We start from the raw sequence: 25,076 nt of genomic DNA on the forward strand, positions 1-25,076 counted from the left end.
GATGAAGATTATAGGAATGCGTTTCATATTTTTCACGAAATGAAAGGATTTTATTACGAAAGTTGGAAAATTTTATTCAGTCGAGCCCAGACTGTGGGATGGGTATAGATGAGAAGCCCTTGGCAAAAGCTATCAGGACGAGAAATTACGGGGAAATTTGGACTAATTGGATCGTCCTTGATACAGGTTAAGTCGTTTATCTTTGTTGGCAGAGGAGATGGAGCTTTTGTTGTGGGTTGTGATACTACTGCTGCTATTCATCTTTCAGACCGCCACGATTCTGATCGGCGAATACAAACGACCAGCTAAAACGGTAGCGTGGCTGCTTGTTTTGTTTATTTTTCCAATCATCGGATTTATCATGTACTATTTCTTAGCTAAGGAATATAGCCAAAGGAAGATGGTTCGCCGTAAAGGACGTCGTAAAATGGATGAAATTAAACATCAATGGATGTATAAGGAAACTGCTGCGATTGCGACGAATGCGGGGAGTTATCAGCTTTTCGAGGAGCCGCGTCTTTGTGGATTGCTCCATAACGTTCCGGGCTCACCCATCACTCCGAAGAATCGAGTTAAGGTGTTGACCAATGGGGAAGTCACTTACGAGGCTATGTTAAAGGCGATCGAACAGGCGAGAAATCATATTCATTTTGAGTTTTATACCATAAGACATGATAAAACTGGGGTGAGATTTCAAGAAGCGTTGATCCGTAAGGCGAAGGAGGGTGTCAAGGTCAGAGTTATTTATGACGGGGTAGGGAGCTATACGCTTTCTGCGGCTTACATAAATAAGTTTAAGCAAGCTGGAGTTGAAGTGCATCCTTTTTTGCGGCCGCTCATTGCCTTCTTCGATAAACGAATGAACTATCGCAATCATCGGAAAATTATTGTTGTTGACGGCTTGGTGGGGTTCGTTGGAGGTATTAATATTGCCGATGAGTACTTAGGGAAAGATCGAAAGCTTGGTTTCTGGCGGGATACCCATCTCATGCTGCACGGTGATTCGGTGTATTATTTGCAGCAGACCTTTATGACAGACTGGATGTTCGTTAGCGGGGAGCGTTTGGTTGAAGATTCGTTATTTCCTGAGCATAATGAACCGGAAGCTTCTTTGATTCAGGTCATTTCAAGCGGTCCAGATGCTCACTGGGATGCTATTCAGGAGATGTTTTTTGCAGGTATTATAGCAGCTAAGAAGCGAATTTATATGACAACGCCATACTTTATTCCAGATCCCAGTATCACTATGGCACTCAAAACGGCGGTTATCAGCGGTGTCGATGTCCGTATTATTCTCCCTTACAAATCAGATTCGCAAATCGTGCAGTATGCATCAAGATCCTATCTGCTGGAGCTGATGCAGGCAGGGGTACAGTTCTATTTATATCGCAAAGGCTTCATGCACGCCAAGGTCATGATTATTGACCATTTAATGGCTACAGTAGGTACGGCGAACGTGGATATGCGCAGCTTTTTCAGCAACTTTGAATTGAATGCCGTTATGTTTAATAAGGATGTTATTAAGCGTTTAGAGACTGACTTTTTAATGGATTTGAAGGACAGTGTTGAATTGAAATTAGCCCAATTTGAGAGGAGGTCCCGGATGGAGAAGGGGAAGGAAGTCATTGCCCGATTATTATCCCCTTTGTTCTAAGAGAGTAGTTCTGTGAAAGGCTGTTAAAATTATTTAAGACGCTCTAATATGGCGTTCAAATTTTGTAGAGGAACCTTCTCAATGAGGTCGCCATACGTTCTCAAACGGTTCATCACCGTATGTAAATTGAAATCACGAATACTAGGACGCAGCTCAACCTCTTTCCATAACAGGGGGGTGGAAACGGAGGCGTCTTTTTTGGCGCGTGGTGTATAAGGAGCGGATAATGTTTTTCCATACCAGTGCTGCAGGTAGTCTACGTAGATTTTATCGCCGCGATTTTTCTTGAACCTTTCGATGGTAAAAAGATTAGGATATTTTTTCACGACAAAGGCGCCAATAAAATGGCCGATACGACGAAGCTCTTCAAATGTGTAACCATGCTGAATAGGGATGTAGATCTGAACACCTGTAGCCCCTGAGGTTTTGGGAACCGACTGAATATGCAGGGAATCCAACACTTCTCCAATAATGTGGGCAGCCTCCATAATACGCGGCTCTTCCTCTAGCGAAGGATCGATATCGATCACCCATTCTGCTGGCAGCGTGTCGCCAATGCGGTGGAAGGAAGGATGAAACTCCAAGCAAGCCAAATTTCCCAGCCAAATCAGGGTGGGTAACGAGTCAAGATTGATGTAATTAATGCCATCCAGCGGTGCCAGCTTCACGAAGCTAGGTACCGGATCGGGGGCATTTTTTTGATAAAAGGATTTTTCATTATACCCGTTAGGGAAACGAATGGTTGTTAAGTGGCGATTACGGCAATAACGCAGCAGGAAAGGTGACAACTCGGTTAATTTAGCGAGATAGTCGGCCTTGGTAATGCCCGTTTCAGGCCATAAAAGCTTGTTTGGGTTCGTAATCGTCAGCTCATGCCCTTCCACGAGCAGCGTTCCTTTGGTTGTGACCGCCATGTAAATTCGTCCCTCCTGATATGGATTTACATCCGATTATTCCCCGTAGGGAGGGATCTCAAACTTCTACGACCTGTTGAAAGGTAATGAAATTATACTTGACAAAAAGGTGGATTCGCATGATAATAATAAAAGTAAGTGACATTTAGTAAGTAACATATAAAGTAGAAGTTAGTTCTTATTTGTATATAAAACTTAATTCTATCAGATGATAGAAGCGGAGGAGAGATAAATATGAGTAACTCATTTTTAGCAGCAGTAAAAGAAAGACGCACGTACTATGGACTGAGCAAAGAAGTGGTCGTTTCGAATGAACGCATCCAAGAGATTGTGAACGAGGCTGTGAAACATACACCGTCCTCTTTTAACTCACAAAGTGCAAGAGTTGTTGTATTATTCGGCGAGCAATCCGATAAATTGTGGAACATTACGAAGGAAACACTCAGAAAGATCGTACCTGCTGATAGCTTCGCGCCAACAGAGGAACGTATCGATAGTTTCAAAAGCGGGTATGGAACTGTGTTGTTCTTTGAAGATGAAACGACATTAGAGAATCTGCAAAAGCAATTTGCTGCTTACGCTGACAATTTCCCGATCTGGTCCAACCAATCCTCAGGCATGCTGCAATTTGTAGTATGGACGGCACTGGAGCAAGAAGGTCTAGGAGCATCGCTGCAGCATTACAATCCTTTGATTAACGAGGAAGTTGCACAAACGTGGAACCTTCCAAGCGAGTGGAAGCTGCTTGCCCAAATGCCATTCGGTAAACCAACCTTTACACCGGGCGATAAAGAGTTTCAACCGCTTGAAAATCGCGTGAAGTTTTTCCAATAAGAAATGTAAGATTAGCCGTCAATTCGTCCTTATAAAAAAGTCATCCCATTCGTCCTTTGACGTTGGGGTGGCTTTTTGTACGTATAAAGAAAAACCTAGCAGCTTGGAAACCAAGCACTCGTGAGGTGGGATGTGAGGTGTAGGTGCGAAAGCTCGGAAATCGAGCTTTCCGCGAGGAGTGACTGAGATAGGGACTTCTCAGCAACACTTTGCTACTTATCGACGGTGAGAAGTCCATTTCGGCTCACTCAGCATACATTTGTGGTTAAAAAGCATCATTCTGGCTTGGAGAAGTCCTTTTCGGACTTCTCAGCAAAAGGTGGGAAGTGCTGCGCAGGTGCGAAAGCGCGGAAAACGAGCTTTCACCATAGCGTATAGTTGCTTAAAAATAAAAATTGTCCACCTTCTTCACAAATGGTAAAACCGCTTGCAACTCCACGTCGTTACCTTAGATAGAAAATTTAAGGAGGAGTAATCGAGCATGGGTAATTTTAAAAAAGTATTGGTATCTTCCCTAGTGTTACTAGGTCTTATGGCGGGAGTGACGGCTCTATCAGCTGTTGCGGCTGAGCCTCTGAAGGTCAAATCCGAAACGGATATAGCAGGGGATATTGGTATCCTCCAAGGAGAGGGCAATGGGCTGACGGCTGAATACTTAAACAAGCCAACTACCAGGCTGCAAGCCGCGGTAATGTCCCTAAGATTAAAAGGATTGGAAGCCGAAGCGTTAGCTTTCACCGGAACAACTAACTTTAAGGATGCTAGCGGCGTTTCCAAAGAGAACCAAGCGATTCTAGGTTATTTGAAAGCGCATCCTGATTTAGGCTGGCAAGGAACCGGCGACGATAAATTCGAACCGCTCGCAGGAATTACAGCGCAGCAGTATTATAAGGTTCTGTTGGAATCGCTAGGCTACACACAAGGCACGGATTTCGAGTACGCGAACGTATTTACCTTTGCCGGGAAAAATGGCTTATCGAAGATTGCTAATGTGAAGCAATTCAAAAACTTACATATCGCTACAGCAACCATCGAAGCTCTGAAGGTGCCAATCAAAGGAACTACGAAAACGCTAGGTGCCGATTTGACGGATAAAGGTAAAATCAGTGCGACTAAGCTCGATGTTCTTAAGAACGCAGAACTCAGCTTGAAGCAAAGCGATACGTTGGGTAGTTATCTGACGGACTCCAAAGGCATGACGCTTTACTATTTTACAAAGGATGCAGCAGATGTTAATTCTTGTGTGGGTCAATGTTTGGTCAATTGGCCGATTTTTAACGGCAATAATTTCACGGTTCCTGCAGAGTTTAGCGCAGCGGATTTCAAAGTGTTCGTGCGTGCTGACGGCAAAGAACAACTGACTTATAAGGGTTGGCCTTTATACTACTTCGTTAAGGATCAAAAAGCCGGAGATACCACAGGAGATAACGTTGGTAAGGTCTGGTTCGTTATTAAACCCTCGAACGGTGGAGTGGCGTTAGGCACCAAAACCGATCTAGGCAATTATTTGACAGATGCAAACGGCATGGCACTTTACTACTATGATAAAGATACGAAGGGCGTCAGCAATTGCTCCGGCAAATGCTTAGAGAAATGGCCATTATTCTACGCACCGAATATTGCACCTCCAACAGGAGTTAATTCAGCAGATTTCGGCACTCTCATTCGTGCAGATGGTAAAATGCAAACAACGTACAAAGGTTTCCCTCTGTACTATTGGGTAGATGATAAGAAAATGGGCGACACGTTAGGCCAAGATGTTGGTAAAGTCTGGTACGTAATTGACCCTGCGAAATTCAGTGGCACCAAGGCGACGAATACATCTGTAAAAACAAGTAAATCCGACGCTCTTGGCACGTATTTGGTGGATCAGAACGGCATGGCTTTGTACTTGTTCACAAAAGATAAAGCGGACCCTAACTCCTGCGTTGGCCAATGTTTGGTTAACTGGCCGATCTTCTATGATGCGAACCTTACGGTTTCCACGGATCTAACTAGCAGTGATTTCGGTACTCTTACTCGAAACGATGGCACGAAACAAAGCACGTATAAAGGCTGGCCGCTTTACTACTGGATCAAAGATCACAACCCTGGCGATACGACTGGGCAAAATGTAGGAAAGGTCTGGTTCGTCCTCGATCCAGCTCAAACCACAGCAAGATAACTTCCTAGTCGACCCTGTAGGTTTATTGCGCTCCAACATGCTGGAAGATTCAGCGACGTTGGGGCGCTATTTTTCTATAAAGCTATTGCCAAGAAGTCTAGCTGGCGATAAGGTAGAAAGATAATAAACTTCATTTCGACTCGGGGTGTACCGAATTATGCGAAATCGAACAGACGGTGAGCTCATGAAGCTGGTGATGGCTAAGCACCATCCTGCCTTAGAAGAGCTATACGATCGCTATGCGAAGCTGGTGTATTCATTTGCGCTGAAATCCATGAAGGAAGAGCAAGCAGCCAGAGAAATTGTCCAGCTTGTTTTCACACGTCTTTGGACCACAGAAAAGGGCTTTGACGCAAGCAAAGGTGCATTCGTCAACTGGGTGATTACGGTTACCCGTAATATCACCATCGATTGCTTGCGCAAGAAGCGCAGACTCGATCAAGTGATCCAATTTGAGCCCAGAGAGTGGGAACATACGCTCATTTCGAGCGATCCTGATCCAGAATCGGTGATGTCACGTAAGTGGATTGGAGAGCAAATTCAAGAGGCTTATGTGCATTTGTCGGATAGCCAAATTCAATTGATCGACATGATGTACTGGCAAGGCTATTCTTTAAGCGAAATTGCGACTCAAACGAATGAGCCGCTTGGTACGATAAAAAGCCGTTTGCATCAAGGTTTGAAAATACTTCGGAAGCATCTGACATCACTGAGGGAGGGATGACGTAATGAAAGAACAGGAGACTGTGGAATGCAGTTATCTTGTCAATTATTTGACAGGCGACTGCACGGAGTGGGAACGCGCTGCTTTCGAACGGCATCTGCGAACTTGTGTCACATGCCGGGAAGAATTAAGCGAGCTGCAGGAGGTCTGGCAGGCACTTCCTTTTGAGATGGAGGAAGTAGAAGTCCCTTCGGATTTGAAGCAACAGGTGATGCAGTCTATTATCCCGACTCAACTGAAGGCAATCAAGAAAAAGAAGAAACGTTCGTATAAATGGGTGTATGGCGGAGCCGCTGCCATTATCTTAGGCCTCGTTGTAGGCGTATGGTGGAACAATCAACAACCAAAAAACTTTTCAGCCAACCCTTCTTTAAGTCAACCTGCGGAAATCGTGCATACGTTTCAATTGAAATCCGTTGAAAGTACAATGCCAACTGCCTCTGGCACAGCTTATGTGCTGCAAAATGGCGATATCCACAATGTGGTCATTAATTTGCAAGGTCTTAAGGAAACCAAAGGGGATTGGGCCTATCAGGTGTGGTATAACCGAAACGGGAAGCGATACAATTGCGGAACGCTCCGTGTAGACGAGAAAGGTACGGGTGTGCTGACATACAGCATCCCTGTGAAGGTGAAGGATTTCCAAATTGACTCCTTTGGCGTTACGTTAGAACCGGATCCAAATGGTTTGCAGCCGCGCGGTAAGAAGATACTGGGCACTTCGTGATGTTCGTCATTTCAACTATTTCCATCATCTAACCAAGTTCATACTACGAATAGATAAAGGTTAAACTACTTGTTGTGTTTGATCAGAGGTCTGAGCATTTGTAGAGAGGACGGATAGATTTGAACGTAAAAGGTATTCATCATGTAACCGCGATGACAGGGGATGCAGCAGCGAATTTCCAGTTCTACACCGAGGTGCTTGGCATGCGGCTTGTCAAGAAAACAGTCAATCAAGATGATACAACGGCTTATCATTTATTTTATGGGGATGAAAAGGGGAATCCGGGAACAGAACTCACCTTCTTTGATTTTCCGGGAGTTGGGCCTAATGTCTTAGGAGTAGGCAGTATTTCAGGTACATCCCTTCGTGTAGCGAATGACGATGCGCTTTCATATTGGGTAGAGCGATTCAAGGAACTTGGTGTAAAGTACTCCCCTGTGGAGGATTTTGCGGGACGCAAAGTCATTTTTTTCGAGGATCCGGAAGGTCAGCAGCTAGCCATCGTTTCCGATGAAAATAATACAGGTGTTAAGGCCGGAAAGCCGTGGGAAAAAAGCCCGGTTCCTGTCTCATACGGTATTATCGGACTAGGCCCAGTGCTGCTGACCGTACGGAATCCGGAATTCACATTGGAAGCACTTCGCATACTAGGCTTCACTGAGAAAGAACGCATTCCCGCACTTACTAAAGGACAAGAAGATATCATTGTCATGCAGGTAGGCGAAGGTGGGTCAGGGGCCGAAGTGCAAGTCGAGCCGCGCAGCGATCTGTCGGTTGCAAGTCAAGGCAGTGGCGGCATTCATCACGTAGCTTTCCGTATTGAAGACAAGGAAGAACTCCTGGCTTGGGCTGAGATCCTTAACCAAGCTGGATTACCTAACTCAGGGTTTGTAGAACGATTTTATTTCCGTTCTTTGTACTTTCGCGAGCCGAATGGCATTCTCTTTGAACTAGCCACCGATGGTCCGGGCTTTGCTACGGATGAACCCCTTGAGACGTTGGGCGAATCTCTTTCCCTTCCACCATTCTTAGAGAACCAACGTGTTTCCATTGAAGCAAACTTGAAGTCGCTGCATACGAAACGTTGATGACCAAAAACGAACATTTCTGCTCTGTGATTCAGCTCACGGATTAGAGATGTTCGTTTTATTTTATGATTGGAGTCAAATCGGTTATCATGGATACATACATAGAGTGAAAATGATGAAGGGATAGATGCCAGATGACGACAGGGGATAAAATTAAACTAACCTCTTACTCCACGAAAGGTGGATGCGGATGCAAAATCGGTCCGGGGGATCTTTCTCAAGTGATAAAATCTTTACCGCCTACAGTTGCCAACCCCAATCTTCTGGTTGGGATAGATACTAGCGATGATGCTGGTGTTTATAAATTAAGTGAAGAGCTTGCTCTCGTTCAAACCGTAGATTTCTTCACTCCGATCGTTGACGATCCCTATTCATTCGGACAAGTAGCTGCGGCGAATGCCATCAGTGATATTTATGCGATGGGCGGTAAGCCATTAACGGCATTAAACATTGTAGCTTTTCCGATTAAAACGCTTCCCAAGCAAGTGCTTGCCGATATTTTGCGTGGCGCTGGGGATAAAATGCAGGAAGCAGGAATTACACTAGTAGGTGGTCATTCCATTGATGATAACGAGCCGAAGTTTGGACTCGCCGTCACGGGATTAGTTCACCCAGGGAAAATTCGTACCAATGCAGGAGCTAAGCCCGGAGATAAATTGATTTTAACGAAGCCGATTGGTGTCGGTATTCTGACAACCTCGATCAAAAAGGATCGACTAAGTGATGAAGAAATTCAGCGAGTCACGCAGGTGATGGCAACGCTGAATAAGACGGCAGCGGAAACGATGGAGCCTTATAACGTTCATGCCTGCACAGATGTGACGGGCTTTGGTTTAATGGGACATTCTCTGGAAATGGCCAAAGGTAGCGGCGTGGGTATTCGCATTACTGCGCAAGATGTACCTGTTTTGCCGCGGGTCCGAGAGCTTGCAGAAGAGGGATTCGTTCCTGGAGGCACCAAGAACAACTTCGCTCATGTACAGGAATCGATCACATTTACTGAAGCGTTGGATCAAATTGGCCAATGGATTTTATGCGACGCGGTCACCTCAGGTGGTCTCCTCATCTCTGTAGATGGAGAGCAGGCTGATGAATTACTTTGCAAACTGAAGGATGCAGGTGTAGAAGCGAGCTTAATTGGTGAAATCACCGCAGAACATCCTGGACGTATTGTTGTACTTTAAAGGAGCGAAAATCCATTGTTTCAAGATATCACCATCGAAGAATTACTAACCCTGCAACATAAAAAAGAGATCATTCCGATCGACGTTCGTTCCTCTTCCGAATTTGAAGATGGCACATTCCCCGGCAGCTTGAATATTCCCATATTTGAGGATGCAGAGCGTGCCGAGATAGGTACCCTCTATAAGCAAGTGAGCGTGCAAGCAGCGAAGGATAGAGGGCTTGAGATCGTTTCAGCGAAGCTGCCCGCTTTTGTGAAGACTTTCGAGCAAATCAAGGAACCGAAGGTCGTTTTCTGCTGGCGCGGCGGGATGAGAAGTAAAACAACAGCAACCGTTTTGTCGCTAATGGGCATTCGGGTTTATAGGCTGACCGGAGGTATTCGGGCCTATCGGAAGTGGGTTGTAAGTACACTAGAGCAGCTTGGAGATTTTAAGCCTCCTGCCCACGTTATTCTGGGAAACACGGGAACTGGAAAAACAGCGATTTTGCGCAGTCTTCTTGAAGAAGGCTATCCTGTCTTGGATTTTGAAGGGATGGCGGGTCATAGAGGCTCCATTTTTGGAGAAATTGGCTTGAAATCGCATAACCAAAAGACGTTTGAATCCTTACTCGTCGGACAACTATTGAAGCTTGAGTCAGCGCCTTACGTTTTAATAGAGGGAGAAAGCAAGCGAATAGGTAAAGTTGTACTTCCCGAGTTTCTCGTTCAAAAAAAAGAAGCTGCTAAGCAGATTTTTATCGAAATGCCCATCGAAGAACGTGTTCAGCATATTATTGAGGATTATAAACCTTTCGAACATCAGCCGGATATTTTACACGCGTTTAAGCATATTAAAGACCGCATCCATACCCCAATAGCCAAAGAAATTGAGACAAATCTTCAAGAACAGCACTATGAGAACGCCGTCAGGCTGCTACTGTTGCATTACTATGACCCGCGCTATGAGCATGCGATGAAGCAATATGAACAAGACCGGGTCGTTATCAAGGCTGGAAATAGGAAAGAAGCTGTAGAGGCTGTGAAAAAGTATTTATCGGAGCTTTAGAAACGGCTATGGCAAGGAAAAGAGGGGCTGTCCCAAAAGGGTTATAAACCTTGAGGGGTATCTAGCTTAAAGATGGTTACACGTATCCATAAGGACTTCTGCCAATAGGGGGAGGTCCTTTTTGGTCATAGCAGAATTTATATGTTTAGGGTCAGGGGTAAGCATAGCTTACTCCTTTTTTATTCGTGCGCTCCAGAATAAGCGCGTTTTCCGCGCTTATTCAGAACAGAGGCGCAGGATGGTCTGCTGAGAAGTCGATTTCCGGCTTCTCAGACTCTGTCGGCTCGGCGAGGACTCACTGAAAGCGCGGAAAACGCGCTTATTGGTTCGTGCGCTCCAGAATAAGTGCGTTTTCCGCGCTTATTCAGAACAGAGGCGCAGGATGGTCTGCTGAGAAGTCGATTTCCGGCTTCTCAGACTCTGTTGGCTCGGCGAGGACTCACTGAAAGCGTGGTTTTCGCGCTTATTGGTTCGTGCGCTCCAGAATAAGCGCGTTTTCCGCGCTTATTCAGAACAGAAACGCAGGATGGTCTGCTGAGAAGTCGATTATCAGCTTCTCAGACTCTGTCGGCTCGGAGAGGACTCACTGAAAGCTCGGTTTTCGCGTTTTTTGGTCATAGTTGTTCTTAACGGAACGACAAGCCGCTAAAGTGGATGAAATGAGTTAAACATTGAATTAGTGGAACGAGAGGGCCTTATCTGATGAGATTTGAGCTATTATTGGCGATAAAACCTTATAGAGGGATCTTTGGTTGGAGACCAAAGTCTCTCCTTATTAAACGCAGTCGCCTATCTTTGAATGGCCTCGATAGAGGTTTCTTCACATTTGTCTTAAAGTATCATATACATGAGTCGCAGCAGCAGAAAGGGGTGTGCTCTTTAATTTAATAATACCAACTTTTCTGGCTGGGATAGGTGTTGTTAACTGAATTTCATACAACGTTTCGTCCAATAACTCTTGATTGACAAACTCTCTAATACCGCAAGCAATACCGAAGCCATTTCTAGCAAATTCAATTAGTAAATCAACACTCCCAAGCTCAATCTCTGGCTTCATGGATAAACCATGCCCTTCAGCAAAATGATCTAAGTAGGCACGAGTGCTGCTGCCTTTTTCAAGAAGGATAATCGGATACTCGAGCAACCTCTGAAGTGAAATGGGTGTCTCTGCAAGCTGCTTGTACGCTGCCCCTGTTAAGAAGCAGTCATGAATGACTATGCTTTCCTGAATGGAAATATGAGGGTCAGAAATAGGGAGATTGACGATACCAAGGTCTATTTTCCCCTCTTTTAGCAAAGTAATGGTCTCCGTTGTTGTTCGGTTTGTTACTTGTATCTTAACTTTAGGGAACGATTCGTGAAACTGCTTAAGATGCGGTAAAAGAAAATGTTTACAAAGCGTATCACCAGCTCCAATTTTCACCTCTCCGTGCGTAAGTTGATGCATCTCCGTAATCTTTCTTTCACCATTAAGAATAAAATGATAAGCCTGCTCAATATAGGTGAAAAGCTCACGACCCTCTGTTGTTAATGTCACTCCTCGAGATGTGCGGAAAAATAATTGCCCACCCAGTTTTGCCTCCAATTGTTTAATCGAATGCGTAACAGCTGGTTGTGTAACAAATAGTTCATCAGCTGCCTTAGAGAGACTTCCCGCTTTTGCCGTGATATAGAAGACTTGATATAGTTCCATATTGTGAATCATAGTACGTTCACCTCCGTGACATCAATACTGTTAATATCTATTATTAGTAATATTAATTTTTTTAATATGAACATTGTCATTATACTTAGTTGTATGGAGTTATTTCAATGGGAGGTTGATCTTAAGATGACGATTACAGCTATTGTGGGAGCGAATTGGGGCGACGAAGGCAAGGGGAAATTAACAGATGTGCTAGCCGTTCATTCCCAGTTTGTAGTTAGGTACCAAGGAGGGAGCAATGCAGGGCATACGATTATTAACGACTATGGAAAATTTGCGCTGCATATGCTGCCTTCAGGAGTGTTCTATCCTGGAACCACGAACGTAATTGGACCAGGTGTTGCCTTAAATATGAGTAAGCTCCAAAGTGAATTTCAGGAATTAGTGAAGCGAGGCGTACCTGAGCCTAAGATATGTATTTCTGAACGTGCGCAAGTCGTGCTTCCTTATCACATTCTATTCGATGAGTTGGAGGAGGAACGTTTAGGGGATAGGAAGTTTGGATCCACCAAGCAAGGGATTTCGCCATTCTATGCGGATAAATATGCGAAGCTTGGCATACAAGTATCGGAATTATTTGATGAAAGTCATCTAAGATCAAAGTTAACTAGGGCATTGGAGTCCAAAAATATACTTCTCACACATTTATATAAAAAGGCTCAGCTGGATGTAGATCAACTTGTTGATGAAGTGCAGAAGCAAGCGGCATTCATTCAGCCATTTGTATGCAATACGACAACATTGCTGCAAGAAGCATTAGCAAAAGGACAATCGGTATTAGTTGAGGGACAATTAGGAGCGTTGCGAGATCCTGACCATGGTATTTATCCTTATACGACATCTTCATCCACATTGGCTGGATACGCTGCTGTTGGGGCAGGAGTTCCTCCATATGCCATCAAGAAAGTTGTCGCTGTAACGAAGGCTTACTCAAGCTGTGTCGGCGAAGGGCCATTTGTATCAGAAATTCATGCCGAGGCCGCCCATGAGTTACGCACGCGTGGCGGGGATGCTGGAGAATTCGGTGCAACAACCGGCAGGCCAAGGCGCGTAGGATGGTTCGATGCCGTTGCGACCAAGTATGGCTGTCAACTGCAGGGCGCAACTGAGGTTGCCCTAACCAATCTAGATGTGCTGGGTTATCTTGAGGAGATTCCAATATGTAACGCTTATCGTATTCAAAATGAGATTAGCATGGATTTCCCGCATACCTCACAATTACAGCAAGCAGAGCCTGTCTATGAAAAACTACCGGGTTGGAAGTGTGATATTTCACATATTCGTACCTTTAACGATCTCCCTATTGAAGCTCAAAATTATGTACTTCACATTGAAAAACTAATTGGTGTACCTATTCGCTGGGTCTCCATAGGACCGAAACGCGAACAAATTATCGAAAGATAAATAGCGTTAAGGAATAGTAAAAAACTAGGCCTCTAAGCAACTAATAATTGCTCAGGGGTCTAGTTTGTATGGTTTATCTATTAAATAGTTTCTCAAGAGCCTCACGTTGAGGGGCTCTAACATTCACAACTGGGCGAATGCTTTGAGCGATTTTCTCCGCTTCTTCGATGGTCTGGCTTTTGCCCAGTGTTATCAAAGTGCCAATAGCCACAGCGCCGGTACGGCCTTTGCCTCCGCCACAGTGGAAACCAACCTTTTTGCCACTTTTATAAGCCTCTACAACGTGATCGATTGCTTTCTGGAAAAGCTGATCCTGTGGTCCTTCTGCGTTGTCTCCAAGGGGGACTTGAATCCATTCGACGTTACCAGCTGGGAAAGCACACTCCGTGGCTTCTCCACGTAGATCAACAATCACTTCAACATTCTCGTTCTTTACCATGTCTTCTACGTCAGAAGCACCGCCAAAGTAGATTTTATCTTCGATTAAGGCTTGATAATTTTTCGGCATGGATACGCCCTCCTTATTTTTTCTTAAATGGTGTGAATTCTATGCTTGCCTTTACAGGCGCGGACGGTGGAGCACAGCATAATGAGGCATCCATAGGCTCCCCCGCGGATTCAAAATCGGAATCTTCCTTGGTATAAAAGATTTCCCAAGCGTTGCCGTCGGGATCATATACCCAAACCTTATCTTGAACAGCATAACAGCAGGTCGTGTTCATTTCGTCGGTAAGAAGTAGGCCACTTTGTCTCAGACGCTCACCCATCTGCAGTACATCTTCCGTGTTATCCACTTGAAATCCCAAATGATTAAGAACGCCGTTTTTTTCGAACGACCTTACATTCAAAGAGAAGTGAAGAGCGGGACTTTCAAGCTCGAATTTCGCGTAGTTGTCTTTGACTTTCGTCGGCTCGGCGCCGAAGAAAGCGCGGTAAAAATCTAACGACTTGTGAAGATCAGAGCAATTGACTGCAACGTGCATTCTTTTGATCATCTTAGTTACCTTCTTTTGCGAACTGTGTAATACGAGCTTTAATGGCATCGCGAACCTCGCGGAATTTGGCTGTAATTTCTTCTTCGGTTCCCGTTGCTTTTGCCGGATCATCGAAGCCCCAGTGCCATCTTTCAGCTTTATCATTACGTACAACAGGGCAATTGTCATTAGCATGACCGCACAATGTAATGATGTAATCCGCTTGACTCAAAATGTCAGGGTCAATCACATCAGAGGTATGATTCGAGATATCAATGCCATCTTCCTTCATCGTGGCAACCGCTCTTGGGTTTAGACCGTGGGCTTCCAGACCGGCACTCTTCACTTCATATTTGTCGCTGCCCAAAGCTTTCAAATAACCATCTGCGATTTGACTCCGGCAAGAATTTCCCGTGCATAGAAAATATACGATTTTTTTGTCCATCGTGGACATCTCCTTATAGGTTGATTATGAAACTACGTTTAACCATAGGTACAGACCAATTAACGTGATTAACAAAGTTGGGATCGTAAGGATGATGCCTGTTTTAAAATAGTACCCCCAGGTGATTTTCACACCTTTTTTGGATAATACATGGAGCCATAATAAAGTCGCCAGCGAGCCGATTGGGGTAATTTTAGGCCCTAAATCGGAGCCGATGACATTGGCATAGATGAGAGCTTCACGAATGATTCCCTCTGTTTGAGTGCCCTGGATCGCTAGCGCATCAATCATAACCGTAGGCATGTTATTCATAACCGAGGAAAGTATAGCGGCCAGGAAGCCCATCCCTATGGTGGCAGCGAACAAGCCTTGTCTTGAAATGGTGTCAATTAGTTCTCCAAGAGCATTGGTTAAGCCAGCGTTCTTTAATCCATAAACAACTACGTACATGCCGATTGAAAAAATGACGACAGCCCATGGCGCATCTTTGATGATTTTTTTGGTTTCGATCACCTTGCTCGATCGGGCAATCAGAATGAAGTTTAGTGCAGCGACCCCGGCTATGATGGAAACAGGAATTTTAATAAACCCACTGATTAGGTAAGCAGCTAATAGGATCCCAAGAATGACCCAAGATAATCGGAATAGCTGAATATCCTTAATCGCATCAGAAGGGCGCTTAAGCTGAGTGACATCGTAGTTTTGAGGAATGTCTTTTCTAAAATAAAGGAACAGCACTAGCAAACTTGCAGCTAATGAGAAAAGACTTGTAACGAACATTCGGCTAGCATAGGTGACAAAATCAATACCGAAAAAGTCAGCCGATACGATGTTCACCAAGTTGCTCACAACGAAAGGAAAGGATGTCGTATCTGCAATAAAACCACTGGCCATAATGAACGGCAGAATCATTTTATCTGGAAATTTCAAGGCACGAACCATAGCTAGAACAATTGGCGTTAGAATTAGCGCGGCGCCATCATTGGAGAAAAATGCAGCAACAGCGGCCCCGAGCAGGATGACATAGACGAACATGACTTTCCCGTTCCCTTTGGCAATTCGTGCCATATGAAGGGCAGACCATTCAAAGAATCCAATGTTGTCCAAGATGAGGGAGATCAGAATAATGGCGACAAAAGTCAAAGTCGCATTCCACACAATGCCTGTCACAGTAACGACATCATTCAGAGAAACAACCTGAAAGAGGAGTGCCAGAATGGCACCTGCCGATGCGGACCATCCAATATTCAGCCCTCGAGGCTGCCAAATAACGAAGGTCAGTGTAAGTAAAAAGATGATAAGTGCTAAGTAAACCATGTGTTCCACTTAAACCTCCTAAATAGTAAATATCTGCTAGTCGCAGCAATTGAGCTGTTCGCAAGATATGAGATCTACCTTTTCTTTTTGAGAAGGCAAATATTGAAATAATACATGCAAATAGGGCTTATCGTCAATGTTTAACGAATAATAGACCCATTGCCCCTTCTTGGCTTCCTTAACCAAGCCGCCGTCCTTCAATTTCCGCATATGTTGGCTCACATTAGGCTGGCTGGTGTTCATGATTTCCACAATTTCGCACACGCAAAGCTCGCGTTCCTTAAGAAGCGAGAGAATCGTGAGCCGCATTTTATCCCCCAACAGCTTGCAAACGTCCGCGACTTTTTCTATTTCTACCAAAGCTGCACACTCCTTCGTAAGGCGTAAAGTACAAGAAATTTCTTTGTCATTTTCTCAATTAGCTATTCATTTGTCAATGCTTATATAATTACTTAATTATATGATGGGGTGAGTGTTTGTTCTGTTTTATGGAAGGAGGATGAATTGGATGTTTGTGAAGCTAGCTTTTATCGGCTTATGGGCGAAAGTTGTACAGCGTACAACAATTTCTTTCGTTTCTTCTCATCAAGCTGTAGATGTTGTGCGTTGTACAACAATTCAGCCATATTTCATGCTATGAGGCTACTTTTAGGAGTAAATGGTGTATTTTTTGCAACAATTCTAAAAATAACGTGGATTTGCTTGCTTATTGTTGTACAAAGTACAACATGTTTTGGGGCGAACTTGGGTTGGAGCAAACATTGATCGTCTAGGCAGCTAGTATAGTTGGTTTGTTCTTTTTTAATAATGGCAACAATGAAGAGAACATATCAAACATGGGAGAACAACATGGAACTTACGCCCGTATTTCCTTTCGAGCCGATCAGCACGGAAACGATTCCAACATCCGATAATTGGGTGGCCCAGATTAAATGGGACGGCGTCAGAATGCTAACCTATTTTGATGGCAATGACGTTCGTTTAGTGAATCGCAGATGTAATGACCGTACCAAGCAGTACCCCGAGCTGCTAGAAATAAAAACATATTGTTCGGCTTCTTCCGTCATCTTAGACGGGGAAATCATAGCATTTGATCAAAAGAAGCCTGCCTTTCACGAGATTATGAAGAGGGAATCTTTACGAAAAAGCCAAAGCATCGATAGAGCGATCATGCAGACGCCCATTACTTATATGATTTTTGATATCCTCATGTACAATGACAAGTGGGTCGTGGATAAGCCATTATCAGAGAGACAAAAGATACTCCATGAAGTGATTACCCCCTTGCCCCAATTTCAGATTACGCAAAACATTGCGGACGGAAACAAACTCTTCGATGTTATGAAGGAGCACGGCATGGAGGGAGTTGTATGTAAGGACCTCAAGAGTACTTATGCCATTGGGGGAAAAGACAGCCGTTGGGTGAAGAAGAAGATTTTCCGCGACCTATTTGCTGTGATTGGCGGGGTAACGACTAGGGCGGGAGTTGTCAATGCGATATTGCTAGGGTTATACGACAAAGAAGGCCGTTTTATCTATATAGGTCACGCTGGCACTGGGAAACTTAGCAGGGAAGATTGGCGTCAATTAACGAAGATCGTTGAACCGATGACGACGCCTCAAAAGCCATTTATTAACGAGCCTGAACGGAGTAAAGAAGCCATTTGGACCCAACCCAAGTTAACGGTGAAAATCCAATTTCTTGAATGGACTCCCCACGGAACGATGAGGCATCCCAGCATTCAAGCCTTTGTTCAAATGGATCTAGCGGATTGTACCTTCGCACAGAATATGTAGATGAACAAATGAACAAAGCAAAAGCGCTAATCCTTGAAAATCAAGAATCAGCGCTTTATTTGTGTCCTATTCACCTTCACGTTACTGGTTCTTTGACTTTTTTGGCTCTCGGTTTAGCTTTCGGCTTCTTGACCTCAGTTACACTGGCGTCCTCGCCTAGCGCTACTTTATCATCCGTCGATTTCGTGGCGTCAAGACTCGCTTGCAGCGCGGCCATGAGATCGATAACGCTCGTTTTCTGCAGTGCAGGCGCCGATTGAACTTCTTCTCCAGCTACCTTATGCTCGATTGCTTCGAGCAAGCGACCGCGGTACTCATCTTTATATTTCTCAGGTTCAAAAGGTGTCGATAGCTGGCTGATGAGCATCTTCGCCATTTCCATTTCACGCTCGTTCACAGTGACTTTCTCGGGAAGGTTGGGAACTTGAGAAATCGGTCGAATCTCATCCGGGTAAAAAATAGTTTCCATAGCGAGGCAGTTCTCAATAACTCGAATGGCGGCTAGTGAGCTTTTGGAACGGATCGAGACTTTGGCGATGCCGATTTTACCGGTTTGACGCATGGAATCCAGCAGCAAATGATAGGCGCCAGACCCTGTATCTCCAGGTCCAAGATAGTAAGTCTTTTGAAAATAAACCGGATCAATATCTGTCAAGTTGACGAAATCCAGAATCTTGATCTCCTTATTCGCTTCACCCGAGATATTTTCCAATTCATCTTTCTCAAAAATAACGAAACGTCCAGGTTCATACTCGTATCCTTTGGAAATTTCCTCCCACTCTACTTCCTTCTCACAAGTCTGGCATTTACGCACATAAGAGAGTGGTGTAATACAAGTTTTATGTATATAACGCATGGAGATATCCTTATCTTCCGTAGCCGAGAACATTTTCACAGGTACATGAACAAGTCCGAAGCTAATAGCACCTTTCCAAACCGTATGCATCTCGTGATTCCTCCTGGGTAATCGTGATTGTACTAGTATTCTCTTGATTTAATGGCTTTATACGGTAGGAATTTAAGAGAATAGATGGCCTTGAGAGTGGGTACGTTAAAAACGAAAGTTGATTACCATGAAGCTAATCTATGCTAAGGAGGGATTCACGGATGGCACAAGATTCAAATGCATCCCAAGATACAGATAATCAAGGGCAAGATGACCATTTTATGGACATTGATCGCATGATTAACGAAGGCTTGGGAGGCGGTAACGTCACCATGCACAACGGATTAATCGAATCCTCGACAACGGATACGATGGATCATCCGGAATCCGTATTGGATGAGCCATGAACATTCATCGCGCTCAAGAAATTATAGCCGCAGATGAGAAGATTCACGTCGAGTTAAATGGCCTCCCTGTCTGGATCGACAGTGTGGATACCGGCAAAGCAGTTGCCAAAGTTCATGCGGAAGAAAACCCGGCCGATTCTCGGGTAGTGGCGGTTCAAGAGTTAGAAGAGGTCCATTAGTGGATGTGAAAGAACAGCAAAGCCTGCTCCGAGCTATCTCGGGGCGGGCTTTTTCAATTAGAGAGTTGATGTTGCCTACTAGCGAGGACTATAATAGGAGCAGCACGCGCAAACGGAAAGAAAGGGATGAGATCTACTTGCCTCAATCCACATTTACGTATAACTCCAGGCATGAGGAAGATACCGATAAACTAGGGAGATTGCTGGCCGCCTATTTGCAGCCTGGCACCGTCTTTACACTAGATGGCGATCTGGGTGCGGGAAAAACGAGGTTTTCGCAAGGGTTCGCCAGAGCGATGGGAATTACCGAAATCGTCAACTCACCTACATTTACCATTATCAAAGAATACGAGGGAGCCGAGCTTCCTTTCTACCATATGGATATGTACCGCATTTCCCAAGAGGAAGCGGATGAATTAGGGCTCGACGATTATTTTTATGGAGCAGGCGTTACGCTGATCGAATGGTCAAGCTTAATTGATGATCTTCTGCCGCCAGAGAGACTAGCCATCACGATCGCCCATCAGGATGATCAAACCAGAGTATTTCACCTGACTCCGCACGGAGCCCCGTATCAGAGCTGGTGTGTACAAATGAAGGAGAACGGACATTTACAATGACAGAACGGACAATGAATTTAGGACGATGCTTGGCCATCGACACCTCAACATCTGCAATGACAGTTGCTATTTTGGAAAATGGAAATATGCTGGGCGAGGTCAGCTCCTACGCTGAACGGAATCACTCGATCGGGCTTCTTCCCCATATTCAAGATTTGCTTGCGAGTTTACATCTCAAACCCAAGGACCTTCAATCGGTCGCTGTGGGTCAAGGCCCCGGTTCCTATACAGGGGTTCGTATTGCCGTGTCTGTTGCCAAAACATTCGCATGGTCGTTAAGTCTGGATCTCATTGGTGTGTCCAGCTTAGAAGCAATGGCACTTGGTGGTGCTATGAAGGAGCAGAGCGCGACCGGAAATGGGCCAACTTGGGTGGTTCCGCTTATGGATGGCAGGAGAAAGCAGGCTTTTACAGCAGTCTATGCTTACGAGGGTGCTTCCCCCATGACAGCTAATGGAGAGCTAGAAGCAAGCTGGCAAGAAGTACTGCCTGATGGCATTCGTGTTATTGGATCTTGGACGGAGCAAATCGTTAAGCAAGCAGCCTCATCTATGCAAGGACAAAGGCCCCAAGAGATTCTGTTTGTGGGTGAAACCGAAGGCTTTAAAGATGAACTGGAGCAATTTGCGCGGAATTGGGAAGGAGTCGTTCGTGTCCTTTCCTATGGCATTGAAGCCGAATATATCGGGAGGCTAGCCTATCCGAGACTGGCTAAAGGGGAGAAGGCAGATGTGCATACATTTGTCCCCAATTACACCAGACTTCCGGAAGCCGAAGCCAATTTATTGGCAGGGATTAAGACGAAGAAAGGGGATCATTGATGATGGAACAGCGACAACCGCAAACAACTGAAAACTCGTTGGTGTTCCGTTCCATGCGAATGGAAGACATCCCTTTTATTTGTGAAATCGAGCAAGAAGCGTTCACGACACCTTGGACAAAAGGTGCTTTCGAGAATGAATTAACGAACAATCAGTTCGCTCATTATATGATTATGGATATCGAAGGCGAGGTTGCTGGGTATGGCGGCATGTGGCTCATTATGGAAGAGGCGCATGTCACGAATGTGGCAGTTCGGGATACGTATAGAGGACGTAAGCTAGGGGAACGTTTACTTCGGGAGCTGATGAAAACAGCTGCTTTCTTAGGGGCTATTCGGATGACACTTGAGGTTCGGGCCTCGAACTATGTTGCGCAAAATTTGTACGAAAAAGTCGGATTCCGCTCTGTTGGCGTACGTAGAGGGTATTACACGGATAATCGCGAGGATGCTGTCATTATGTGGGCGGACTTGCCTAAGAGAAGAAAGGATAGTCTCGGGGATTGAGGCTTTCGGATAGGTGACGAATTTGACTAGAGAAGTAGGGCAAGAGCAAAAGAGTGAAGCGGAACAACAGATAGATACAGGTGTGCAAAAGGGTGAAACAGGACAACAGCAAAAAGAAGCTCCCGTCACGAAGCCGGTTTATATTTTGGCCATCGAAACGAGCTGTGACGAAACTTCCGTAGCCATTGTCGAAAATGGTAAAATCATTCGTTCCAATGTGATTTCCAGCCAGATCGAAACCCACCAACGCTATGGCGGTGTGGTGCCGGAGGTGGCTTCCCGTAAGCATGTGGAGTCGATCACATGGATGCTGGAGGAAGCCGTCGAAAAAGCGGGCGTATCGCTGCAGGAGCTGTCCGCGATTGCCGTAACCGAGGGACCCGGATTAATCGGGGCCCTTTTAGTAGGCGTCGTTGCGGGCAAAGCGCTAGCCTGTGCCTTAGATCTGCCGCTGATTGGTGTTCACCATATTGCGGGACATATTTATGCGAATCAACTTGTGCATGAGCTCGAGTATCCATTGATCTCGCTCGTTGTGTCCGGCGGACACACCGAGTTGATTCTGATGGAGGGGCCGGGCCAATTCCGCATCATCGGGCGAACGCGCGATGATGCGGCTGGCGAGGCCTACGACAAAATCGCGCGGGCGATGGGCTTGCCTTACCCGGGCGGACCGCACGTGGATCGGCTTGCGCAGGAAGCCGAATCCGAGATCAAGATGCCTCGCTCGTGGCTCGAGGCTGACTCTTACGACTTCAGCTTCAGCGGATTGAAATCCGCTGTGCTGAACGTCGTCAACCAAAGCAAGATGCGCGGCGAGGCCGTTCAAGTCGCGCAGATTGCCAAGGGCTTCCAAGCCTCCGTCATCGACGTGCTTGTGGAGAAGGCTGACCGCGCCGTGCGTGAATACGGCGCGAAGCAGCTGCTGCTCGCGGGCGGTGTCGCCGCGAACAAAGGTCTGCGCAGCAGGCTCGCCGAGCGCTGCGAGCAGCTGAATGTGCCGCTGCTCGTGCCGCCGCTAGGCCTCTGCACAGACAACGCTGCGATGATAGGCGCAGCCGCTTTCCTCAAGTGGGACAAGCAAGAATTCGACTCCATGGAACTGAAGGCAGAGCCTCAGCTCAAGCTTGAAGAGTGGTAAGAGCAATAAAATAAATTTTCTGACAACTGTATTGACTTTGCCAAAGCTGCATATTATAATCACAATCAATACTTTCAAACGCAACGAACGGGATTAGTAAGGAACATCAGTTTCGCTCAGAGAGCTGTGCGCTTGGTGAAAGCACAGACGAAACGGTACCTGAACTCGCCCGGGAGCGGTAAGACTGATAAGGATGCCAAGGATCCAGCACCCAAGTAGGTCTTGACGGTTGACCCCCGTGATCAGGTACATGAGTGGTTTCGAGTGTAACAGCTCGGATCAATTAGAGTGGTACCGCGGAAGGTTCAAGCCTGTCGTCTCTTTTATAGAGATGGCAGGCTTTTTTGGTTGTTCTGAAACTTGAAGCGAAACATGAACAAATGCGAAGAAGGAATATGAACATATAACAAGGCAATGAACAAGAGTAGTAAGGAAAACATACACAAAAACGCGATGAACAAGAGTAGTAAGGGCTCACTTGTACGGTACAGAAAGCTGCGGGTTGATGCAACGCAGACCGTGAATGCCCCGAACTCGCTTGGAAGCGGTCATCCTGATCAGCAAATCAAATGCTGTTAGGGATGAACGGATGACCTCCGTGATCGGGTGACATTGAGCAGCAGCTAGTTTTGCTGCGCTATGTCTGAGGTGGGCTCCGTGACTTGGAGCCAACAAGAGTGGTACCGCGCTGGGTGAAGACCCGTCGTCTCTTATGTGGAGATGACGGGTCTTTTTGTTGTTTTTGAGGTGGCTGAATGACTTATCTCAGCAAGTCACTGAAACGATGAAAAACATCACTAAAGTCACAGAAAAACCCCAACCACTTATATTAGCGATGAAAAACAGCACTAAAGTAGCGTGGAGACACATAAGTCAGTCGTAGCACGATTCATTTTCATTTTCAAACATAAAAGATAATCGCCAGCAGGTCTGGCCCAACCTTGAGGAGGAATAACCATGGAAATCAACAACACTAACAACAATCGACGTATTCGCATTTTTGACACGACACTAAGAGATGGCGAACAAGCGCCAGGAGCCTCACTATATCCGGAAGAAAAGATTCGTATCGCAAGGCAGCTTGCGAAAATGGGTGTGGATACCATTGAGCCGGGCTTCCCGATATCAAGTCCTGGCGATTTTCAGGCGGTGCAGCAAATATCACGTGAACTGCAGAGCATTGAGATTTGCGGCTTCGCCCGCGCTGTTAAAGCGGATATTGACTCAGCGGTGAAAGCCACACAGGATGCTGCTTCAAGGCGCATTCACATGTTCCTGTCCTCGTCGGACATCCATCTGGATTTCCAACTGCGCAAATCCCGTCAACAGGTGGTAGAGATGGCTCGCTCCATGGTCGCCTATACGAAGCAATTCGTTGATCGGATCGAATTCTCACCGATGGACGCAACGCGAACAGGGGACGAATTCCTTTTTGAAGTACTCGAGGCGGTCATTGCTGAGGGAGCAACGATCCTAAACATCCCTGACACAGTAGGCTACGCGCTGCCGGAAGAATACGGAGCAATGTTCCGTAGAGTGCGCCAAAGTGTAAGAGGCGGCGATACCGTGGAGTACAGCGCGCATTGCCATAATGATTTGGGTCTTGCGGTTGCAAACAGCCTTGCGGCTATAGCTGCAGGGGTCACACATGTGGAAGTAACCGTTAATGGTGTAGGGGAACGAGCAGGTAACTGTTCTCTCGAAGAACTCGTTATGGCTATTGAGACACGTAAGCAAACCATGGGTGTGGAAACAGGGATCGTAGCCAGTGAAATTTTCAACACATCCAAAATGGTCAGTCGCATCATGGGCTTCCCCATTGCGTACAATAAGCCGATTGTCGGCCGTAATGCCTTCCAGCACGAAGCAGGTATCCATCAAGATGGGCTGCTGAAAAATCGTAATACGTACGAAATTATGGATCCTGAAAAGCTGGGCATTCCACGGTCCATGATCATCCTTGGCAAGCATTCGGGACGTCACGCGCTTAAACATCGCGTCGGACAATTTGGCATTGAGCTTACGGGAGAAGAACTGGATACACTGTACACCAGATTCAAAGAAAAAGCAGATGATCAGAAAATGGTGACCGACGACCAGCTCATGGAACTTGTAGGTTCTACTGTTGATGGGCAAATGGAGCCATTTACTCTGACACATATGCAGGTCGTTTCTAGTAGTGATCGCAATCGGGTTGCTTCCGTTTCGGTAAAGAACAATCAAACAGGTGTTGAAAATGTGTACTCGGGGACAGGTGAAGGACCGATTGAAGCAATCGTGCAGTGCCTTAGACAAGCGATTCCGATGGCTGTGGATTTCTCCGATCTGGAGCTTCATTCGTTATCCACAGGTGAAAAAGCCACTGGAGAAGCGGAAGTCACCATCTCAGTGGGCGGCCAAACTTACAAAAATACTGGCATAGATCAGGATGTGCTTGTTGCGGTAGCGAAAGCTTTTATCTCAGCCTGCAACCAAGCCATTCGTATGCAAAATAGCGTATCGGCTCCAACTGAAGCCACTACGGCGTGATAAACGACT

At 45.7% G+C, this 25,076-nt stretch carries 26 protein-coding genes and 2 other annotated features; of the genes, 18 read left to right on the forward strand and 8 right to left on the reverse strand.

What is annotated here, in order from left to right:
- The first annotated feature begins 226 nt into the window (after positions 1–226).
- Positions 227–1,654, forward strand: a complete 1,428-nt coding sequence (cls, locus tag AC58UU_RS11885; RefSeq protein WP_497315821.1) for a cardiolipin synthase — start codon at positions 227–229, stop codon at positions 1,652–1,654.
- 29 nt (positions 1,655–1,683) lie between these two features.
- Here the strand turns inward: cls and ligD are convergent, their stop codons facing one another.
- Complete coding sequence (ligD, locus tag AC58UU_RS11890) at positions 1,684–2,568, reverse strand: non-homologous end-joining DNA ligase (protein ID WP_497315823.1); 885 nt, start codon at positions 2,566–2,568, stop codon at positions 1,684–1,686.
- Positions 2,569–2,802: 234 nt separating this feature from the next.
- On the opposite strand from ligD, the gene AC58UU_RS11895 reads away from it, so the two are divergent.
- The 7 genes from AC58UU_RS11895 (at position 2,803) to mnmH (ending at position 10,336) form a co-directional block, all read left to right on the forward strand.
- The gene (locus AC58UU_RS11895) at positions 2,803–3,402 is read left to right on the forward strand and encodes a nitroreductase family protein (protein WP_497315825.1); all 600 of its coding nucleotides are present in this window, start codon (positions 2,803–2,805) and stop codon (positions 3,400–3,402) included.
- A gap of 481 nt (positions 3,403–3,883) precedes the next feature.
- Positions 3,884–5,566 (forward strand): hypothetical protein, encoded by a 1,683-nt coding sequence (locus AC58UU_RS11900; protein WP_497315827.1) that lies wholly within the window; start codon positions 3,884–3,886, stop codon positions 5,564–5,566.
- Positions 5,567–5,723: 157 nt separating this feature from the next.
- On the forward strand, positions 5,724–6,290 hold the full coding sequence (locus AC58UU_RS11905; protein ID WP_057304934.1) for a sigma-70 family RNA polymerase sigma factor: 567 nt from the start codon (positions 5,724–5,726) through the stop codon (positions 6,288–6,290).
- A gap of 4 nt (positions 6,291–6,294) precedes the next feature.
- Positions 6,295–7,017, forward strand: coding sequence for an anti-sigma factor domain-containing protein (locus AC58UU_RS11910; RefSeq protein WP_497315829.1), 723 nt, complete (start codon positions 6,295–6,297; stop codon positions 7,015–7,017).
- A 119-nt stretch (positions 7,018–7,136) separates the two neighbouring features.
- On the forward strand, positions 7,137–8,105 hold the full coding sequence (locus tag AC58UU_RS11915; RefSeq protein ID WP_497315831.1) for a ring-cleaving dioxygenase: 969 nt from the start codon (positions 7,137–7,139) through the stop codon (positions 8,103–8,105).
- Positions 8,106–8,239: 134 nt separating this feature from the next.
- Positions 8,240–9,289, forward strand: coding sequence for a selenide, water dikinase SelD (gene selD, locus AC58UU_RS11920; RefSeq protein ID WP_497315833.1), 1,050 nt, complete (start codon positions 8,240–8,242; stop codon positions 9,287–9,289).
- Between the two features lie 15 nt (positions 9,290–9,304).
- Positions 9,305–10,336 (forward strand): tRNA 2-selenouridine(34) synthase MnmH, encoded by a 1,032-nt coding sequence (gene mnmH, locus AC58UU_RS11925; RefSeq protein WP_497315835.1) that lies wholly within the window; start codon positions 9,305–9,307, stop codon positions 10,334–10,336.
- A gap of 820 nt (positions 10,337–11,156) precedes the next feature.
- On the opposite strand, the gene AC58UU_RS11930 is transcribed toward mnmH, so the two are convergent.
- Entirely contained in the window at positions 11,157–12,041 is an 885-nt protein-coding gene (locus tag AC58UU_RS11930; protein ID WP_497315837.1) for a LysR family transcriptional regulator, read from the reverse strand.
- Between the two features lie 126 nt (positions 12,042–12,167).
- On the opposite strand from AC58UU_RS11930, the gene AC58UU_RS11935 reads away from it, so the two are divergent.
- The gene (locus tag AC58UU_RS11935) at positions 12,168–13,445 is read left to right on the forward strand and encodes an adenylosuccinate synthase (RefSeq protein ID WP_497315839.1); all 1,278 of its coding nucleotides are present in this window, start codon (positions 12,168–12,170) and stop codon (positions 13,443–13,445) included.
- Between the two features lie 73 nt (positions 13,446–13,518).
- Here AC58UU_RS11935 and AC58UU_RS11940 read toward each other — a convergent pair whose 3' ends face one another.
- Genes AC58UU_RS11940 through AC58UU_RS11960 form a run of 5 tightly spaced genes read right to left on the reverse strand, consistent with a single transcriptional unit; the run spans position 13,519 to position 16,490 of the window.
- The gene (locus AC58UU_RS11940; protein WP_497315841.1) at positions 13,519–13,953 is read right to left on the reverse strand and encodes a protein-tyrosine phosphatase family protein; all 435 of its coding nucleotides are present in this window, start codon (positions 13,951–13,953) and stop codon (positions 13,519–13,521) included.
- Between the two features lie 13 nt (positions 13,954–13,966).
- Complete coding sequence (locus AC58UU_RS11945) at positions 13,967–14,437, reverse strand: ArsI/CadI family heavy metal resistance metalloenzyme (protein ID WP_497316231.1); 471 nt, start codon at positions 14,435–14,437, stop codon at positions 13,967–13,969.
- A gap of 4 nt (positions 14,438–14,441) precedes the next feature.
- A complete protein-coding gene (gene arsC, locus AC58UU_RS11950; RefSeq protein WP_497315843.1) occupies positions 14,442–14,864 on the reverse strand; it encodes an arsenate reductase (thioredoxin) in 423 nt (140 codons plus the stop codon).
- Between the two features lie 24 nt (positions 14,865–14,888).
- On the reverse strand, positions 14,889–16,181 hold the full coding sequence (locus tag AC58UU_RS11955) for an arsenic transporter (protein ID WP_497316233.1): 1,293 nt from the start codon (positions 16,179–16,181) through the stop codon (positions 14,889–14,891).
- A gap of 36 nt (positions 16,182–16,217) precedes the next feature.
- Positions 16,218–16,490, reverse strand: a complete 273-nt coding sequence (locus AC58UU_RS11960; RefSeq protein ID WP_497316235.1) for an ArsR/SmtB family transcription factor — start codon at positions 16,488–16,490, stop codon at positions 16,218–16,220.
- Positions 16,491–16,689: 199 nt separating this feature from the next.
- Between AC58UU_RS11960 and AC58UU_RS11965 the strand changes: the two genes are divergently transcribed.
- Complete coding sequence (locus AC58UU_RS11965) at positions 16,690–16,821, forward strand: hypothetical protein (protein WP_497315845.1); 132 nt, start codon at positions 16,690–16,692, stop codon at positions 16,819–16,821.
- A gap of 209 nt (positions 16,822–17,030) precedes the next feature.
- Positions 17,031–17,978 carry an ATP-dependent DNA ligase gene (locus AC58UU_RS11970; RefSeq protein WP_497315846.1) on the forward strand — a complete coding sequence of 316 codons (948 nt, stop codon included), beginning with the start codon at positions 17,031–17,033 and terminating at the stop codon, positions 17,976–17,978.
- A 76-nt stretch (positions 17,979–18,054) separates the two neighbouring features.
- Here AC58UU_RS11970 and ku read toward each other — a convergent pair whose 3' ends face one another.
- On the reverse strand, positions 18,055–18,924 hold the full coding sequence (ku, locus tag AC58UU_RS11975) for a non-homologous end joining protein Ku (RefSeq protein ID WP_497315848.1): 870 nt from the start codon (positions 18,922–18,924) through the stop codon (positions 18,055–18,057).
- A gap of 161 nt (positions 18,925–19,085) precedes the next feature.
- Here ku and AC58UU_RS11980 point away from each other — a divergent pair, with 161 nt between their 5' ends.
- The 7 genes from AC58UU_RS11980 to AC58UU_RS12010 all read left to right on the forward strand — a co-directional run bounded on the left by AC58UU_RS11980 (position 19,086) and on the right by AC58UU_RS12010 (position 25,067).
- Positions 19,086–19,271, forward strand: a complete 186-nt coding sequence (locus tag AC58UU_RS11980) for a hypothetical protein (protein WP_171691062.1) — start codon at positions 19,086–19,088, stop codon at positions 19,269–19,271.
- On the forward strand, positions 19,268–19,450 hold the full coding sequence (locus AC58UU_RS11985) for an H-type small acid-soluble spore protein (protein WP_497315850.1): 183 nt from the start codon (positions 19,268–19,270) through the stop codon (positions 19,448–19,450). The genes AC58UU_RS11980 and AC58UU_RS11985 overlap by 4 nt, the downstream gene beginning before the upstream one ends.
- Before the next feature lie 137 nt (positions 19,451–19,587).
- Positions 19,588–20,070, forward strand: a complete 483-nt coding sequence (gene tsaE, locus AC58UU_RS11990) for a tRNA (adenosine(37)-N6)-threonylcarbamoyltransferase complex ATPase subunit type 1 TsaE (protein WP_497316237.1) — start codon at positions 19,588–19,590, stop codon at positions 20,068–20,070.
- Positions 20,067–20,891, forward strand: a complete 825-nt coding sequence (gene tsaB, locus AC58UU_RS11995) for a tRNA (adenosine(37)-N6)-threonylcarbamoyltransferase complex dimerization subunit type 1 TsaB (RefSeq protein ID WP_497315852.1) — start codon at positions 20,067–20,069, stop codon at positions 20,889–20,891. Before tsaE ends, tsaB begins: the two co-directional genes overlap by 4 nt.
- On the forward strand, positions 20,891–21,397 hold the full coding sequence (gene rimI / locus AC58UU_RS12000; protein WP_200984466.1) for a ribosomal protein S18-alanine N-acetyltransferase: 507 nt from the start codon (positions 20,891–20,893) through the stop codon (positions 21,395–21,397). Before tsaB ends, rimI begins: the two co-directional genes overlap by 1 nt.
- Before the next feature lie 82 nt (positions 21,398–21,479).
- Positions 21,480–22,538, forward strand: coding sequence for a tRNA (adenosine(37)-N6)-threonylcarbamoyltransferase complex transferase subunit TsaD (gene tsaD / locus AC58UU_RS12005; RefSeq protein WP_171691080.1), 1,059 nt, complete (start codon positions 21,480–21,482; stop codon positions 22,536–22,538).
- Between the two features lie 74 nt (positions 22,539–22,612).
- Positions 22,613–22,863 (forward strand) — a binding site (T-box leader).
- Between the two features lie 119 nt (positions 22,864–22,982).
- Positions 22,983–23,252: a binding site (T-box leader), on the forward strand.
- Between the two features lie 243 nt (positions 23,253–23,495).
- Positions 23,496–25,067, forward strand: coding sequence for a 2-isopropylmalate synthase (locus tag AC58UU_RS12010; protein ID WP_497315854.1), 1,572 nt, complete (start codon positions 23,496–23,498; stop codon positions 25,065–25,067).
- Positions 25,068–25,076: the final 9 nt, after the last annotated feature.

The sequence above is a fragment of the Paenibacillus sp. JT22N1 genome, assembly GCF_059692155.1.

What these genes read in the sequence shown, in the direction of transcription:
- ligD (WP_497315823.1), bottom strand. Translation starts at nt 2,568, where the DNA reads ATGGCGGTCACAACCAAAGGAACGCTGCTCGTGGAAGGGCATGAGCTG.
- AC58UU_RS11895 (WP_497315825.1), top strand. Translation starts at nt 2,803, where the DNA reads ATGAGTAACTCATTTTTAGCAGCAGTAAAAGAAAGACGCACGTACTAT.
- AC58UU_RS11900 (WP_497315827.1), top strand. Translation starts at nt 3,884, where the DNA reads ATGGGTAATTTTAAAAAAGTATTGGTATCTTCCCTAGTGTTACTAGGT.
- AC58UU_RS11905 (WP_057304934.1), top strand. Translation starts at nt 5,724, where the DNA reads ATGCGAAATCGAACAGACGGTGAGCTCATGAAGCTGGTGATGGCTAAG.
- AC58UU_RS11910 (WP_497315829.1), top strand. Translation starts at nt 6,295, where the DNA reads ATGAAAGAACAGGAGACTGTGGAATGCAGTTATCTTGTCAATTATTTG.
- selD (WP_497315833.1), top strand. Translation starts at nt 8,240, where the DNA reads ATGACGACAGGGGATAAAATTAAACTAACCTCTTACTCCACGAAAGGT.
- AC58UU_RS11930 (WP_497315837.1), bottom strand. Translation starts at nt 12,041, where the DNA reads ATGATTCACAATATGGAACTATATCAAGTCTTCTATATCACGGCAAAA.
- AC58UU_RS11935 (WP_497315839.1), top strand. Translation starts at nt 12,168, where the DNA reads ATGACGATTACAGCTATTGTGGGAGCGAATTGGGGCGACGAAGGCAAG.
- AC58UU_RS11940 (WP_497315841.1), bottom strand. Translation starts at nt 13,953, where the DNA reads ATGCCGAAAAATTATCAAGCCTTAATCGAAGATAAAATCTACTTTGGC.
- arsC (WP_497315843.1), bottom strand. Translation starts at nt 14,864, where the DNA reads ATGGACAAAAAAATCGTATATTTTCTATGCACGGGAAATTCTTGCCGG.
- AC58UU_RS11955 (WP_497316233.1), bottom strand. Translation starts at nt 16,181, where the DNA reads ATGGTTTACTTAGCACTTATCATCTTTTTACTTACACTGACCTTCGTT.
- AC58UU_RS11960 (WP_497316235.1), bottom strand. Translation starts at nt 16,490, where the DNA reads ATGCGGCTCACGATTCTCTCGCTTCTTAAGGAACGCGAGCTTTGCGTG.
- AC58UU_RS11965 (WP_497315845.1), top strand. Translation starts at nt 16,690, where the DNA reads ATGTTTGTGAAGCTAGCTTTTATCGGCTTATGGGCGAAAGTTGTACAG.
- AC58UU_RS11970 (WP_497315846.1), top strand. Translation starts at nt 17,031, where the DNA reads ATGGAACTTACGCCCGTATTTCCTTTCGAGCCGATCAGCACGGAAACG.
- ku (WP_497315848.1), bottom strand. Translation starts at nt 18,924, where the DNA reads ATGCATACGGTTTGGAAAGGTGCTATTAGCTTCGGACTTGTTCATGTA.
- AC58UU_RS11980 (WP_171691062.1), top strand. Translation starts at nt 19,086, where the DNA reads ATGGCACAAGATTCAAATGCATCCCAAGATACAGATAATCAAGGGCAA.
- AC58UU_RS11985 (WP_497315850.1), top strand. Translation starts at nt 19,268, where the DNA reads ATGAACATTCATCGCGCTCAAGAAATTATAGCCGCAGATGAGAAGATT.
- tsaB (WP_497315852.1), top strand. Translation starts at nt 20,067, where the DNA reads ATGACAGAACGGACAATGAATTTAGGACGATGCTTGGCCATCGACACC.
- rimI (WP_200984466.1), top strand. Translation starts at nt 20,891, where the DNA reads ATGATGGAACAGCGACAACCGCAAACAACTGAAAACTCGTTGGTGTTC.
- AC58UU_RS12010 (WP_497315854.1), top strand. Translation starts at nt 23,496, where the DNA reads ATGGAAATCAACAACACTAACAACAATCGACGTATTCGCATTTTTGAC.